This window comes from Rahnella sp. PAMC25617 (assembly GCF_050606005.1).
In the GTDB taxonomy this organism is placed as follows: domain Bacteria; phylum Pseudomonadota; class Gammaproteobacteria; order Enterobacterales; family Enterobacteriaceae; genus Rahnella; species Rahnella variigena.
Genome location: NZ_JBOCUM010000002.1, coordinates 82,573 through 95,423 on the forward strand (window position 1 = coordinate 82,573; position 12,851 = coordinate 95,423).

General features: G+C 52.0%; 14 protein-coding genes. 8 read left to right on the top strand and 6 right to left on the bottom strand.

Translation table 11 applies throughout. The annotated features are described in order from the left end of the window. Positions 1-61: 61 nt before the first annotated feature. Positions 62-652: a GTP cyclohydrolase II gene (ribA, locus tag ACM615_RS01210; protein WP_095921676.1), complete on the bottom strand. Its 591-nt coding sequence runs from the start codon at positions 650-652 to the stop codon at positions 62-64. A gap of 291 nt (positions 653-943) precedes the next feature. Between ribA and pgpB the strand changes: the two genes are divergently transcribed. The 3 genes from pgpB (at position 944) to lapB (ending at position 3,460) form a co-directional block, all read left to right on the top strand. Then, positions 944-1,699: a phosphatidylglycerophosphatase B gene (gene pgpB / locus ACM615_RS01215; protein WP_120161425.1), complete on the top strand. Its 756-nt coding sequence runs from the start codon at positions 944-946 to the stop codon at positions 1,697-1,699. Positions 1,700-1,972: 273 nt separating this feature from the next. Beyond that, positions 1,973-2,284, top strand: coding sequence for a LapA family protein (locus ACM615_RS01220; RefSeq protein ID WP_095925116.1), 312 nt, complete (start codon positions 1,973-1,975; stop codon positions 2,282-2,284). 6 nt (positions 2,285-2,290) lie between these two features. Then, entirely contained in the window at positions 2,291-3,460 is a 1,170-nt protein-coding gene (lapB, locus tag ACM615_RS01225; protein ID WP_431011307.1) for a lipopolysaccharide assembly protein LapB, read from the top strand. Between the two features lie 47 nt (positions 3,461-3,507). On the opposite strand, the gene ACM615_RS01230 is transcribed toward lapB, so the two are convergent. After that, positions 3,508-3,795, bottom strand: a complete 288-nt coding sequence (locus ACM615_RS01230) for an Arc family DNA-binding protein (protein WP_112288854.1) — start codon at positions 3,793-3,795, stop codon at positions 3,508-3,510. A gap of 191 nt (positions 3,796-3,986) precedes the next feature. Here ACM615_RS01230 and pyrF point away from each other — a divergent pair, with 191 nt between their 5' ends. Together pyrF and yciH are read left to right on the top strand one after the other, a co-directional pair. Further along, complete coding sequence (gene pyrF, locus ACM615_RS01235) at positions 3,987-4,715, top strand: orotidine-5'-phosphate decarboxylase (protein WP_431011308.1); 729 nt, start codon at positions 3,987-3,989, stop codon at positions 4,713-4,715. 11 nt (positions 4,716-4,726) lie between these two features. Continuing rightward, positions 4,727-5,056: a stress response translation initiation inhibitor YciH gene (gene yciH / locus ACM615_RS01240; RefSeq protein ID WP_112288856.1), complete on the top strand. Its 330-nt coding sequence runs from the start codon at positions 4,727-4,729 to the stop codon at positions 5,054-5,056. 89 nt (positions 5,057-5,145) lie between these two features. Here yciH and osmB read toward each other — a convergent pair whose 3' ends face one another. After that, positions 5,146-5,364, bottom strand: a complete 219-nt coding sequence (gene osmB / locus ACM615_RS01245) for an osmotically-inducible lipoprotein OsmB (protein ID WP_056780657.1) — start codon at positions 5,362-5,364, stop codon at positions 5,146-5,148. Between the two features lie 401 nt (positions 5,365-5,765). On the opposite strand from osmB, the gene araD reads away from it, so the two are divergent. Then, positions 5,766-6,461: an L-ribulose-5-phosphate 4-epimerase gene (gene araD, locus ACM615_RS01250; RefSeq protein ID WP_112288857.1), complete on the top strand. Its 696-nt coding sequence runs from the start codon at positions 5,766-5,768 to the stop codon at positions 6,459-6,461. 18 nt (positions 6,462-6,479) lie between these two features. Here the strand turns inward: araD and ACM615_RS01255 are convergent, their stop codons facing one another. From ACM615_RS01255 to ACM615_RS01265, 3 genes are read right to left on the bottom strand one after another with little or no spacing between them, the layout of a single operon-like run. Further along, positions 6,480-7,223, bottom strand: coding sequence for a DNA-binding transcriptional regulator YciT (locus tag ACM615_RS01255; RefSeq protein ID WP_431011309.1), 744 nt, complete (start codon positions 7,221-7,223; stop codon positions 6,480-6,482). 60 nt (positions 7,224-7,283) lie between these two features. Beyond that, positions 7,284-9,716, bottom strand: coding sequence for a formate C-acetyltransferase/glycerol dehydratase family glycyl radical enzyme (locus ACM615_RS01260; protein ID WP_112288858.1), 2,433 nt, complete (start codon positions 9,714-9,716; stop codon positions 7,284-7,286). 5 nt (positions 9,717-9,721) lie between these two features. Beyond that, positions 9,722-10,621, bottom strand: a complete 900-nt coding sequence (locus tag ACM615_RS01265) for a glycyl-radical enzyme activating protein (protein WP_129639852.1) — start codon at positions 10,619-10,621, stop codon at positions 9,722-9,724. 145 nt (positions 10,622-10,766) lie between these two features. Between ACM615_RS01265 and fsa the strand changes: the two genes are divergently transcribed. Both fsa and kdgT read left to right on the top strand, forming a co-directional pair. Then, on the top strand, positions 10,767-11,432 hold the full coding sequence (gene fsa / locus ACM615_RS01270; RefSeq protein ID WP_120161432.1) for a fructose-6-phosphate aldolase: 666 nt from the start codon (positions 10,767-10,769) through the stop codon (positions 11,430-11,432). Positions 11,433-11,692: 260 nt separating this feature from the next. Further along, positions 11,693-12,691: a 2-keto-3-deoxygluconate transporter gene (gene kdgT, locus ACM615_RS01275; RefSeq protein WP_120161434.1), complete on the top strand. Its 999-nt coding sequence runs from the start codon at positions 11,693-11,695 to the stop codon at positions 12,689-12,691. The last annotated feature ends 160 nt before the right edge of the window (positions 12,692-12,851 follow it).

Sequence of the window (12,851 nt, forward strand, 5' to 3'; positions counted from 1 at the left end):
TGCCATAAAAAAGGGCACCTTCTTAAGGTGCCCTTAATATTTTCATCGGACTATAGAGCCGTTACTTATCGAGCAGGTGACCCATTTTGGCTGCTTTGGTCGACAGGTAGCGCTCGTTTTCCGGATTACGGCCCACGATCAACGGGACTCGTTCGGTAATATGGATCCCGGCTTCAGTCAGAATTTCGACTTTCTTCGGATTGTTGGTCAGCAGACGAACGGAATCCACGCCGAGCAGTTTGAACATGTCCGCACACAGCGTGAAGTCACGCTCGTCAGCGGCAAACCCGAGCTGGTGGTTGGCTTCGACGGTGTCGTAGCCTTTGTCCTGCAGCGCATAAGCACGGATTTTATTGAGCAAGCCGATGTTACGGCCTTCCTGACGGTGATACATCAGGATACCGCGGCCTTCCTCAGCAATGTGATTCAGTGCTGCTTCGAGCTGAAAACCACAGTCACAGCGCAGGCTGAATAAAGCATCACCGGTCAGACATTCAGAGTGAACTCGCGCAAGAACGGGTGTTTCACCGCTGATGTCACCAAAAACTAACGCCAGGTGGTCGTGCCCGGTGGCCAATTCTTCAAAACCCACCATCAGGAAATCGCCCCAAGGTGTTGGCAGATTGGCTTCTGCCACCCGTTTCAGCTGCATTTTACGCTCCAAAAAAACCACAAATAGTCTTGATTCACAGTGAGTATTTTACTTGTTGATGCGCATCCTACGTTCAGATGCGGCCTGTGGATAGGGAATCGGTGCCTTTCCATCATGACAGGGCACCATTTTGCCACAGTTTGCTGTTCATTTTAGCGGGAATATTTGAACGATTAGTTAATAAGATATGAATTATAACTGCATCCTCAACAATCTAAGCGTTGAGAATGTGATGCAGTGACAACGTTGCTACACTCCAATTCTTTTTTACGACTGACGGAAAGGACAACTATGTTTGATATCGCCAAACGCACCGCTCTCGGGGCTGTAATTTTAATGCTGATGCCCGCAGCGGTATGGATAAGCGGCTGGCTCTGGGTGCCGGGAGGAAATCCGGCCGTGTTGCGCCCGTTGTACTGGGTCACTGAAACCGTGAGTCAGCCGTGGGGAATCATCACCACAGTGATCCTTTGTGGTTGGTTTTTGTGGTGTTTGCGTTTTCGGCTTAAACCCGCCATCGGACTGGGCCTGATTATCATCGCCTCTCTGCTGGTCGGGCAGTATGCGAAAGATTACATCAAGGGGGAAGTCCGTGAGCCGAGGCCCTATGTGGCGTGGCTGGGTACTGACCATCATATGGATGTTGAGGATTTTTACGCCCAGAAAAGGAAAGTGCGCAGCGCTCAGGTGAAAGAAGTGTTGGGCGATAACGTACAAATCCCGCACTGGCTGAACAAAAGCTGGCAGAACGATACCGGATACGCATTTCCTTCCGGTCATACCATGTTTGCGGCTACCTGGGCTTTGTTAGGTATCGGGCTGTTATGGCGCCGTAAGCACTACAAAACGGTCACGGTGCTAATGGTGTGGGCGGTGGTGGTTATGGGCAGCCGCCTGATGCTGGGTATGCACTGGCCGCGTGACCTTCTGGCATCCGTAGGTATCAGCTGGATACTGGTGACGGTGGCCTGCTGGCTGACCGAACGTTACGTCGGCCCGCTGACGCCACCGCCGGCAGAAAATCAGGAAATTCGTGAGCGCGAATGACCGGACAAAACCGGTAAATGTTTGTCACCAAAAGGGGCGCTCGCCGCGCCCCTTTAATTCCCCGTACTGAATCCCCATATACTTCTTATTGGCCTGATGGCAGTGATATGCGCAACTTCGGATATAGTGTTTAAAATTGGTCGAAGTTGATACAGACTGCATCTAAAGCCACTGCAATATTTCCCAGCTTTGTTCGGAAATGCTAACTTATTAGGTCGGGACGAGAGTTTTTGGCATAATTCATCCGGAACATCCGGCATTACAGGAACGAATGTGAAATATCTGCTGATTTTTTTATTTTTGCTGGTCATCGTTGTGATTTCTATCACTCTGGGTGCCCATAACGATCAGACTGTGACCTTTAACTATTTGCTGGCGCAGGGTGACTATCGCGTTTCCACACTACTTGCCGTGCTGTTTGCCACCGGTTTTATCCTCGGCTGGGTCATTTGCGGGTTGTTCTATCTTCGCGTCCGTCTGTCACTGGGGCGCGCGCAACGTAAAATCAAACGTCTTGAACAACAAATTGAGCCCGCGGCTGTCGTTACGCCGCCAGCAGCATCTTATGATGTCAGCAAGGAATAATCCTCTATGTTAGAACTGCTGTTTCTGTTGTTGCCCGTTGCGGCCGCCTATGGCTGGTACATGGGGCGCAGAAGTTCTCAGCAGGATAAACAGGAAAATGCTAACCGCCTGTCGCGTGAATACGTAGCGGGGGTTAACTTCCTGCTTTCCAATCAGCAGGACAAAGCGGTCGACCTGTTCCTTGAGATGTTAAAAGAGGACAGCAGTACAGTCGAAGCGCACCTGACTCTGGGTAACCTGTTCCGCTCCCGTGGCGAAGTGGATCGCGCAATCCGCATCCACCAGTCACTGATGGAAAGCGCCTCACTGACCTTCGAACAACGCCTGCTTGCCGTCCAGCAACTGGGACGTGACTACATGGCTGCCGGTTTTTATGACCGCGCCGAAGACATGTTCAATCAGCTGGTTAAAGAGCAGGATTTCCAGCTGTTTGCGCTTGAGCAACTGTTGATCATCCATCAGGCAACCAGCGACTGGCAAAATGCCATCGATGTGGCTGAGCGACTGGTCAAACTGGGTAAAGAAAATCGCCGTAAAGAAATCGCGCATTTCTGGTGCGAACTGGCCTTACAGGCGATCGTTGCCGATGATTTTGATAAAGCGATGGGGCTGCTGAAAAAAGCGGCTGCTGCGGATAAGCTCTGCGCCCGCGTCTCTATCATGCAAGGGCGAATTTTGCTGGCGCAGGGTGAATACCGCAAAGCGACAGAAGCCCTGCAGCGCGTGCTGGAGCAGGATAAAGAGCTGGTCAGTGAAGCGTTGCCGATGCTCCAGGAATGCTATCAGCACCTGAAAGATAGTCTCGGTTGGGCCGAGTTCCTCAAACGTTGTGTGGATGAAAATACCGGTGCGGCTGCGGAGCTGATGCTGGCGGAAATCATTCATAATGAGGAAGGGCGTGAGACGGCGCAGAACTACATTAACCGTCAGCTGCAACGCCATCCGACGATGCGCGTGTTCCATCACCTGATGGATTACCATCTTGCGGATGCAGAAGAGGGACGTGCGAAGGAAAGTCTGGTCTTACTGCGCGACATGGTAGGCGAGCAAATCCGTACCAAACCGCGTTACCGTTGCCACAAATGCGGCTTCACCGCGCATTCATTGTACTGGCATTGTCCGTCATGCCGGGGCTGGGCGACGATCAAGCCTATAAGAGGACTGGACGGACAGTGATCTTTTGACTCGCTGTCCCTCCGGCTGTCTCGTTCTGATTCTCAGTGTTACTTCTTCTTGGTGCTCGTCTTACGTGTGCTCAGTAAGGTACGCAATTTCTTGATTTCTTTGGCGGTAAGGGCAGGTTCGCTTTCTTCCGCCAGATGCTGGTTATCAATCTCGTGTTCGGTCGCTTTGGCGGCCTTTTTGCTTTTTGGCGCAGCAGGATTAAAACTTTGCTCCAGACGTGCTGCCACTTCTGCGCTTAATGAATGTTCTGCGTCAGCGGCGGCGTTTTTGATCAGTTCTTTTAATTCAACCGGGATTTTGACGGTCAGGGTTGTTATCTCACTCATTTTTCAGCCTTTCCTTAGAGTAAAAGTAACAAGCTATGCCAGCCTTGTTGCATCGTCTAGTGATTCACAAAAATTTAATAAATCTGTCACATTATGTGTAGCTGTGAATTCAGCGTCTTGCCATGTAAAATGCGGGCGGCAAAAAAATTATTTCCCCTTTCTGATTTGAATTCACACAAGAGGCTGACGATATGAAGTCTGAAAATAACATTAACAACAACGACTTAAATACATCACCTATTGTTGTCGCACTTGACTATGCCGACAAATCCTCTGCGCTGGCGTTTGCCGATAAGATTGATCCCCGCGATTGCCGCCTGAAAGTGGGCAAAGAAATGTTCACCCATTTTGGTCCGCAGATGGTCAAAGATTTGCAAAACCGCGGTTTTGACGTTTTTCTGGATTTGAAATTCCACGACATTCCTAACACTACCGCACGTGCCGTTGCCGCTGCGGCGGATCTGGGCGTGTGGATGGTGAATGTTCACGCCAGCGGCGGTGCGCGCATGATGACCGCAGCCCGAGAAGCGCTGGCACCCTTTGGTAAAGATGCACCGTTGCTGATTGCAGTGACCGTGCTGACCAGCATGGAAGGCAGTGACCTGGCGGATTTAGGCATTACACTTTCCCCTGCGGATTACGCTGAGCGTCTGGCACGTCTGACCCGCGATTGTGGCCTGGACGGCGTGGTGTGTTCTGCTCAGGAAGCGACGCGCTTTAAATCTGCGCTGGGGCAGGCGTTCCAGCTGGTGACACCGGGCATTCGTCCGGCTGGCAGTAAAGCTGACGACCAGCGTCGCGTCATGACCCCGCAGGAAGCGCTGGCAGCCGGTGTGGATTACATGGTGATTGGCCGTCCGATTACGCAGTCCGCCGATCCGGCGCAGACCCTGCGTGATATCCGCGCATCACTGCGTTAAGAGGGAGACGTATGAGCAATGACAACAACAGCCGTCTGGTCTATTCAACCGACAGCGGCAGGATTGATGAGCCGAAAGCCGTCGTCGCGCGTCCGAAAGGTGACGGTATTGTGCGTATTCAGCGCCAGACCAGCGGTCGTAAAGGCAAAGGCGTGTGTCTGATCACCGGCGTTGATCTTGATGATGCAGCACTGGAAAAACTCGCGGCAGAACTGAAAAAGAAATGCGGTTGTGGCGGAGCGGTGAAAGAGGGCGTGATTGAGATCCAGGGCGATAAACGTGACCTGCTGAAACAGTTGCTGGAAGCGAAAGGAATGAAAGTGAAGCTGGCTGGCGGCTGATGTACTTAAGCTGATGTAAAGAAGGCTGATGTAAACAAGATGCTGCGCCGGTCGACAGCGCAGCGTCTTTCTGTTTTTTGATTCTGTTTTTATTTGCTGACCTGATGACCCACAATACCACCGACTGCTGCGCCACCTAATGTACCTAAAGTACTGCCATCAGTCAGAACCGCACCACCCAGTGCACCGGCACCGGCACCAATTGCCGTGTTACGGTCACGTTTAGACCAGTTACCGCAGGCGGTAACAGACATCGCAAGAGTCAGAACCAGTGCAATACTGGCAACGCGTTTATTTACGAGCATCATAGTTATCTTCCTCAAAGGATTAACGTTCAGCATCATTTATAAGTATAGGTAAGTTGCAGCGTTATCACCGAAATTCACCTTGTGATCCTTCACACTACTAATAAATTTTTTGGCTGTTCCGAACCTTTATTTATATTTCGTATCATCCGGACGCACTTTTGCATCCGTTGAATTAAAATAGTGAAACCACCATTCATTCACTAGGTGAATAATCTTAATTCACCAGCGCAAAGCTTCACCGGAGCACAAAAGACTAAAGCCGGTGACATTTCATCCCTCATCTCTCCCGGCTGGCACTTTTGTGTTTGCAGCAGATCTGTACGCACTCTTTAGCGATTTGCCCCATACCTGCACACCTCCGCACCCCAGACAATAAAGCATCGCAATATGAGGGAACCAAGATGCTGAAACAACTTAAAGAGCAGGTATTAGAGGCCAACCTGGCACTTCCGCGCCACAATCTTGTGACCTTTACCTGGGGAAATGTCAGCGCTGTTGACCGCGCGCTCGGGCTGGTCGTGATTAAACCCTCGGGCGTGGAATACGACCACATGGGCGCGGACGACATGGTGGTGGTGGAACTGGAAACTGGCAAAATTGTAGAAGGCAGCAAAAAGCCGTCTTCGGATACCGATACCCATCGGGTGCTGTATCTCAATTTTCCGCAAGCGGGCGGTATTGTTCATACGCATTCGCGCCACGCGACCATCTGGTCGCAGGCCGGTCTGGACATTCCGGCCTGGGGCACCACTCATGCGGATTATTTCTACGGCAATATTCCCTGCACCCGCCGGATGACGGAAGAGGAGATTGCAGGGCGTTACGAATGGGAAACCGGCGAAGTGATCGTCAAAACCTTTGCGGAAAGAAACCTGTCACCGGCGGATATTCCGGCGGTTCTGGTGCATTCACACGGACCGTTTACCTGGGGAACCGACGCAGATAATGCCGTGCATAATGCCGTCGTACTTGAAGAAATCGCGTATATGGGGATTTTTTCGCGTCAGTTATCGCCGCAGCTGCCGGATATGCAGCCGCAACTTTTAGATAAGCACTATCTTCGCAAGCATGGAAAAAACGCTTATTACGGGCAGTAAACCTTTTGATGCCAAAGGTCAGCCCACAAGGCTGACCTTAATGCCAGCCGCAGAAAGCAGTTGCTGATACTCGGGTGACAATTTATCGTCAGTGATCACCCTGCTGAATGCGCTGACAGGGCCGAGCGGATTGAGATTGATCTGGCCGAATTTAGAGGAATCGGTCAGGACGATATTTTCCGCCCCTTTCTCTACCACCGCATTCACTACATCGGCGCGCAGCATGTCGCGACCGGTAAAACCCGTCGCCTCTGTGAAACCGTCAATCCCCATAAACGCCTTGCTGAAATTCATTTGTTGCAGACACAGTCTGGTCAGCGGGCCGACCACGGTCTGACTGGTTTTCTGATACATTCCGCCCAGCAGAACCACGTCACACGGCATACTTTTCAATAATGACGCCACATAACTGCTGACGGTAATCACAGTCAGATTCTTTTTGTCAGCAAGATATTGTGCCAGCAGGGCGATACTGCTGCCGCTTTCGAAAAACACTGTTTCTCCGTCCTGGATCAATGATGCTGCAAATCTTGCCAGTTTCTGTTTCTGTGCAAAATTCGACATCATGCGGGTATCCACGTCGTCAGTCTGGATCGCGACGGCAAAACCGTGGGCCCGGCGCAGATAATGGCGCTGCTCGAGTTGGGTCAGATCATGGCGGATCGTGACTTCGGAAACCTGACAAATCTGTGATAACTCAGAGACGCTGATACGTTGTTTGTCATTTACCCATTGCAGAATAATTTGTTGTCTGTCGTTCATAATCGCCCGAAAGTAAGGGCGGCCGGAACCGCCCAAAAAAAGAAATATCAGTTGAGAACATTAAAGTGAGTGTTCAGTACGGGCGATAATATCATCCTGAGCCTCCGGCGATAAGGCGGTAAAGAACGCGGAATATCCGGCCACGCGAACCACAAGGTCACGATAGTTCTGCGGCTCTTCACGGGCTTTCAGTAATGTCTCGCGGGAAACAATATTGTACTGAACATGCCAGCCGTGATGTTCCTCGAAGAAAGTCCGCAGCATCAGCATTAACGTCTGGCGGTCATTTTCATTTTCCAGTGAAGCCGGATTGAGCTTCTGGTTCAGCAATACACCACCAAGAATTGCTTCAGTCGGCAATTTGCCCAGCGAGTTAAATACGGCGGTCGGACCGAGATGATCGGTACCCGATGCCGGACTTGCGCCTTCGGCCAGCGGGGTAAAGGCTTTGCGACCATCCGGCGTTGCCGTGGTGGCTGCCCCGAAAGGCACATTGGCGGAAATTGACGACGTGCCCGCATAATACGTGCCGCCAATCGGGCCGCGACCGAAGCGGGTATTGTGATAATTCGACAGTTCGTCGATATAACACTGATAGGCGCGCACCAGCAGATTATCTACGCCGTCATGGTCGTTGCCATATTTCTCTGCGCCGTTAATCAGGCGTTGACGAAGACGCTCGCCATCCAGCCCTTCATAATCGGAAGCCAGCGCTTCAGCCAGTTCCTGCTGACCGATAGTTCCCTGCTCGAAGACCAGCTTTTTCACTGCCGCCAGACTGTTACCCAGATTAGCGATACCGACCTGCAAACCGGATACCCAGTCATATTTCGCGCCGCCTTGCTTGATGGTTTTGCCGCGTTCAATGCAGTCATCGACCAGTGCGGAACATAAAATATCCTGCGCGTTTTCTTCCAGCACCGTATCGACCACGCATTCAATCTCGATTGATTTGCGGGTGTAATAACGGATCTGTTCATCCCACTGTGCAAAAACCTGTTCGAAGTTATCGAAATTACCCTGCGACAAACCGCGCTCCTGAGCCAGGAAACGGGTATGACTTTTCGCGTCTTTGCCTTGTTCCAGCGCCGCCAGCATGACACGGGCAAAGTTGATGAAACTCATGCCGGTGCAGCGGTATCCCCATTTGCCGCCGACCGCGGTTTCGATACAACCAATGGCTGCATAATCATAAGCATCTTGCTTTTCGACGCCCAGCTTAATGAATTCAGGAATGACGATTTCATCGTTGTTGAACGCAGGCATCCCAAAGCCGCAGCGGATCACCTGTACGCAGGCATCAAGGAAGTCATTACTCATACCGGCGTGATAACGCACGCTGAGGTTTGGCTGGGTAGAACGCAGTTGTCCGCAGGATTCCAGCACCGCGTAAGACAGTGGATTGACCGCATCCGCCGCCACGCCGTGATGCAAAGTCTGGCCGCCGATGGTGACGTTCTGATAAAGCGGGCTGCCTGCCGACGCTTTTGAATGTGTGCCGGAGCGAATTTTGTTCACTTCCAGCAGTTTCAGCCAGCAGCTTTGCAGCAGCTCAATCGCCTGACCGCGTTCCAGCGTCTGTTCCAGCTCCACATCACGGCGGTAGAACGGATACAGATACTGATCCATACGCCCGAACGAAACGGAATGTCCGTTGGATTCAATCTGCAGAATCAGCTGAATGAAATAGCATAACTGCAACGCCTGCCAGAAATTCTCGGGTGGCCGGTGGGCAATCACTTCGCAGTTCGCTGCCATGGTCACTAATTCCGCACGGCGGTTTTCGCGGGTTTCAGAAATTGCCATTTCACGCGCCAGCTCAGCGAAGCGCAGAACATGATGGCTCACGGCAGTCAGGGTGATATCAATGGCCTTCAGCAACTGTTCTTTGTGCAGATCTTCCCAGTCTGTCAGCTGAATGCGGCTGCGGCGTTCGTCCACTTTATGACGTAAACCGTCAAGCCCGAGTTCCAGCAGCAGCGGGAAATTCACCGCCAGATGCGCGTCTCCTGACGTCATATTCCCTTCAGCTTTCACGATCCCGCTTTCGAGCAGCGCTTTCTGTTCGTCGGTAAACATCCCGTAGCAACGGTCCTGAACCGTCTGACCACGCCACCACGGGCAGATTTCATGCAGAACTTTTTTGTTGGCTTCGCTGACGGCAAAACCCGCACCCGGCCGGTCCGCCAGCGCATCGATTTCACTTTCGATCCAGCCGACGGTGTATTCCGGGAAAATCGGCGCGGCACGGACTTCACTGGCCTGGTTCCCGACAATCAGTTCATCATGTTTGATCCAGATAGTTCGCTGGCGCAGATGTTCAGCCAGCGCCAGGGCGCGACGCACCGCCAGCGGCTTGTCGGCATGTTGCTGATAAATTTGCGTGTAATGCTGCGCGCGTTCAGTACAGACCGGCGGTTTTACGATATGGATCAGGGCATCTTTGTGTGAGCGGATCCGGGCGGAAAGGGTATTCAGATTCAGCTGGGTCATTATTCTTATCCTCTTAACTGTGAACATAGCCCTTTTTGTGCGGCGTATTCTTCGGCAAACGTCAGCAGGTCAGGGTCATTTAACGGCTGGCGCGGAGCCAGATAAGGTTGCCCGAGCAGGGCGTATTTATTGATGCCAAGTGTGTGATACGGCAAAAAGTGAATGGCTTCGCAGCCGGTTTCTTCAGCGGCAAAATCCACAATCTGCCGGATGGACGCACGGTCAGCGTTGAAATCGGGAATTAACGGAACGCGCACGATAAGCCGTTGTCCCGCAGCGGCCAGACGGCGAAAATTATCCATCACGCGTTTTACCGAGCCGCCGGTCAGGCGTCTGAAGGGGTCATCCCCGACATGTTTTAAATCGGCCAGCACCAGGTCGAGCGCACCGAGTGAGGGTTCAATGTATTTCCACGGCACATGCAGACAGCTTTCCACCGCCGTGTGCAAACCTTCCTGTTTGCAGCGTTGCAGTAACGTTTGTGCTGTTTGCGGCTGCATAAAAGGCTCACCACCGGAAAGCGTGATGCCGCCACCGGTACGCTGATAAAAAGGTTTATCACGTAAAATTTGCTGCATCAGTTCATCGATATCTGCCTCACTTCCGCACACGCTCAGCGCGCCGGAAGGGCAGGTTTGTTCTATCTGACATAAATCTGCCGCAGTAAAATTTTCCTGTCGGACGCGGATCCTGCCATCCTCAACACTGACTGCATGTGGGAAGACCTGCGCGCAATAGTCACAGCCAGTGCTGCACAGGCGGGTATCGAACAAAATATCGTGGCTGGCGGAGCGACTTTCCGGGTTCTGGCACCAGGTGCATCCCAGCGAACAGCCTTTAAGAAACACGACCGTGCGGATCCCGGGGCCATCATGTGTGGAATAACGCTGCACATTGAAAATCATCTCGACACTCCTTTGTGTCTTTTTCTTCTTTCGTAATTTACATGCTTTCATTCGAAAGTGATTTTGATGATGATCAACAAATCTTCTGCTTGCAGGCGTACACTCACTGAACTTTGCATTTGCTCACATGTTTAAGGAGAGGGTTATGGAGTTGTATCTCGATACTGCTGATGTGGCTGCGGTCAAACGTCTTTCACGCATATTGCCGTTGCAGGGGGTGACGACAAATCCCAGCATTGTGGCGAAAGAAGGTAAATCGCTGTGGGAAGTGTTACCTGCGTTGCGGGATGCGCTGGGCGGTAATGGCAAATTATTCGCGCAGGTGATGGCGTCTGATGCTGAACAGATGGTAGCGGAAGCGTTGTTACTGACGCAGCGCGTATCTGGTTTAGTGGTAAAAGTCCCCGTAACCCGTGAAGGTCTGGCCGCGATTAAAAAACTGAAAGGGATGAATATTCCGACCCTCGGCACCGCCGTTTACGGGGCGGGTCAGGGGTTATTATCGGCACTGGCAGGGGCTGAATATGTCGCGCCTTACGTCAACCGTCTGGACGCGCAGGGCGGTGATGGTATTGCGGTAGTGAAGGAGTTGCAGACCCTGCTGAATCTTCATGCGCCACATGCAAAAGTGCTGGCGGCCAGTTTCAGAACGCCCCGCCAGGCGATGGATTGTCTGCTGGCAGGTTGTCAGTCAATCACTCTGCCGGTCGATGTTGCTGAGCAACTGCTCGATACACCCGCAGTGCAGGCGGCCGTCGAAAAATTTGATGCCGACTGGCGCCAGGCTTTCGGAACAACGTCAATCAGTTGATTTTCATTCCCGCCATACCGAACCCGCACAGGCAACTGCTGCGGGTTTTTTGTTTTCTGACAGGCACCTTCTGAATAATAAAAATCTGAAAATGTGATTGCGCTGCGAAATTAAATATTGACGGAATGAATTAATAAAACTACCGATCTAAAAAATAGAAACATCGTTTCAATTTATGAGGCGAGTCACTTTTATACACCTGATAAATGGATAACGTAGCGGCATTCAGTGGTCCGTTACTCTTAATCAGGTGAAAAAATATGCACATTAAACGAGCGATAGAAAAAATCCCTGGCGGAATGATGTTAGTACCCCTCTTTCTTGGTGCGTTGTGCCATACCTTCGCGCCCGACTCAGGCAAATATTTTGGCTCTTTCACTAACGGACTGATGACCGGCACCGTACCGATTCTGGCAGTGTGGTTCTTCTGCATGGGAGCCTCGATCAAACTGAGCGCAACCGGAACCGTGTTGCGTAAGTCAGGCACGCTGGTGGTCACGAAAATCGCGGTCGCCTGGGTTGTGGCGGCGATAGCATCACGGTTTATGCCGGAGAATGGCGTAGAGTTTGGCTTCTTCGCCGGGCTTTCGGTACTGGCGCTGGTCGCCGCAATGGACATGACCAACGGCGGCCTGTATGCCTCAGTAATGCAGCAATACGGCACCAAAGAAGAGGCGGGGGCTTTCGTCCTGATGTCTCTCGAATCCGGCCCGCTGATGACGATGGTTATCCTGGGCACAGCAGGGATTGCGTCCTTTGAACCTCATGTGTTCGTTGGCGCAGTGTTGCCATTCCTGGTCGGTTTTGGCTTAGGCAATCTGGATCCTGAACTGCGTGAATTCTTTAGCAAAGCGGTACAAACGCTGATCCCGTTCTTCGCTTTCGCCCTCGGTAACACCATCAACCTGAGCGTCATCGCACAAACCGGTCTGTTAGGCATATTGCTGGGCGTGTCAGTCATTGTGATCACCGGTATCCCGCTGATCCTCGCCGACAAATTCATCGGCGGTGGGGATGGCACCGCAGGTATCGCCGCGTCCAGTTCCGCGGGTGCCGCCGTGGCGACTCCGGTACTGATTGCCGAAATGGTCCCGCAGTTCAAACCTATCGCACCGGCCGCCACGGCGCTGGTCGCTACTTCGGTTATCGTTACCTCGATACTGGTGCCGATCCTGACAGCGATGTGGTCAAGAAGAGTGAAAAACAAAGCAGTGAAAGGCAAAGTGGCGATGGATCCGCCGATGGCGAGTGTCAAATAACTGGGCGTTATGGCCTCTTAGTTATGGACTTGATAGTTTCGCTTTTTCAACAGACGCTCCGCTTGCTGGCTATGTTCCAGTAATCATGGTGAGTTTGGAACCTGCGACACCTTCTCAATCAATGGCAGTTTGGATTTTGGTTTTGAATTTAAGATCATGC